This window comes from Hansschlegelia beijingensis (assembly GCF_045505405.1).
Lineage (GTDB): Bacteria > Pseudomonadota > Alphaproteobacteria > Rhizobiales > Methylopilaceae > Methylopila > Methylopila beijingensis_A.
Map to the genome: position 1 here is coordinate 1 of NZ_JBJKEX010000448.1, position 2,160 is coordinate 2,160.

Sequence of the window (2,160 nt, forward strand, 5' to 3'; positions counted from 1 at the left end):
CGAAGCTGGTCCCGACGCCGAGCCCGATCCCAGCCTAATAGCCCAACGCTTCGCTCGCCCCCGCCCTGCGATCAGTTCGAGCCGTGGGTGACGCCTTCCCAACAGCGGACTTCTTCAACACAATCGGTCACGAGCAGCCCGTCCCCCTCAGTGCGCCTCTTCCCAGTTCCCCGCAGCCCTTGCGTCCACCTGCAGCGGCACCCGCAGCGCCTGGGCGGGCAGAGGGGCCTGCTCCATCACGCGGCGGACGACCGGCAGCGTCGCTTCGACTTCCCGCTCGTCAACCTCGAAGATCAGCTCGTCGTGAACCTGCAGCAGCATCTTGGCTGAAAGGCCGGCCTCCTTCAGCGCCGGGGTCATGCGGATCATGGCGCGGCGGATGATGTCGGCCGCAGAGCCCTGGATCGGGGCGTTGATGGCGGCGCGCTCGAAATTGGCGCGCTCGGCCGGGTTCTTGGCGCGGATCTGCGGGTAGTGGCATTTGCGGCCGAACAGGGTGGTGACGAAGCCCTGGTCGCGGCAGGCCTGCTTTGTCGCCTCCATGTAGTCCCGGATGCCCGGAAAGCGCTCAAAGTAGGTCTTGATGTAGAGGCCAGCCTCCTCGCGGCCGATGCCAAGCTGGTTGGCGAGGCCGAAGGCCGAGATGCCGTAGACGATGCCGAAATTGATCGCCTTGGCGCGGCGGCGGGTGTTCGGGTCCATCCCCTCGATCGGCACGCCGAACATTTCGGAGGCCGTCATGGCGTGGATGTCGAGCCCGTCCTCGAAGGCCTGGATGAGCTGCGGGATGTCGGCCATGTGGGCGAGGATGCGGAGCTCGATCTGGCTGTAGTCGGCCGAGACCAGCTTCTTGCCCTCCGGCGCCACGAAGGCGCGGCGGATCTTCCGGCCCTCTTCGGTGCGGACCGGGATGTTCTGCAGATTGGGCTCGGTCGAGGACAGCCGGCCCGTGGTGGTGGCGGCGAGCTGGTAGGTGGTGTGCACGCGGCGCGTCTCGGGCTGCACATAGGTGGGCAGCGCGTCCGCGTAGGTCGCCTTGAGTTTTGAGAGCTGGCGCCAGTCCAGCACCTTGCCGGCGAGCTCCACGCCGCCGGCGGCGAGCTCGTCGAGCGCGCTTGCGGGCGTCGCCCAGGCGCCGGTCTTGGTCCGCTTGCCGCCCGGCAGCTGCATCTTGCCGAACAGGATGTCGCCGAGCTGCTTTGGGCTGCCGAGGTTGAACGGCTCGCCGGCGAGCGCATGGATGTCGGCCTCGAGCGCGCCCATGCGCTGCGCGAGCTCGCCTGAGAGCCGCGAGAGCAGCGAGCGCTCGATCGCGACGCCCTCGCGCTCCATGGCGGAGAGCACGGAAGGCATCGGCCGCTCGAGAGTCTCGTAGACGGTGGTCATGCCCTCGGCCACGAGCCGCTGGCGGAACAGGCGCCACAGCCGCAGGCTGACGTCGGCGCGCTCGGCCGAATAGGCGCTCGCGCGGTCGATCGACGCCTGGGCGAAGTTGAGCCGGGCGCGGCCCGTGCCGGTCACCTCCTCGAAGGCGATGCAGGCGTGGCCGAGATGGCGGCGCGACAGGTCGTCGAGCGCCTGGCCGCCGAGGCCGGACTCGAGCGCGTAGGACATCAGCATGACGTCGTCATAGGTCCTGAGCGTGATCCCGAGGCGGGACCAGGCGGTGAGGCCGTATTTGACGTCGTGGCCGATCTTGAGGATCGAGTCGTCCTCCAGCAGCTCCTTGAGCAGCGTGAGGGCTTCGTTGGCCGGGATCTGGCGCGCGAGCACGTCGCCGAGCTCGGAGGGGTTTTCGGACAGCAGATCGCTCGCCGCCGAGATGTGGCCGAGCGGGACATAGGCCGCGCGGTTCGGCGCGAGCGCGAGCGAGACGCCGACGAGCTCGGCCTGCATGACGTCGGGCCCGGTGGTCTCGAGCGCGAGGGCGACAAAACCCTGCTCCCAAGCGTCCTCGATCCATTCGCCGAGCCGGCCGACATCCGTGATGGTCTCATAGGCCGAGCGGTCGACCGCCCCGGAGGCCGCCTCCTTGCGGAGCTTTTCGGCGAGCGCCTGCGGGCTTGCGGCTTCCGCCGACAAAGGTGCACTTCTGGGTGACCTTCGTCGGCGTCAACCTGGTCTTCTTCCCGCAGCACTTCCTCGGACTCGCGGGCATGC

General features: G+C 68.7%; 1 pseudogene. It reads right to left on the bottom strand.

What is annotated here, in order from left to right:
- Nucleotides 1–147 precede the first annotated feature (147 nt).
- Nucleotides 148–2,082, bottom strand: a pseudogene (gene polA, locus ACIKT0_RS17405) (DNA polymerase I); the annotation flags it as partial.
- Nucleotides 2,083–2,160: the final 78 nt, after the last annotated feature.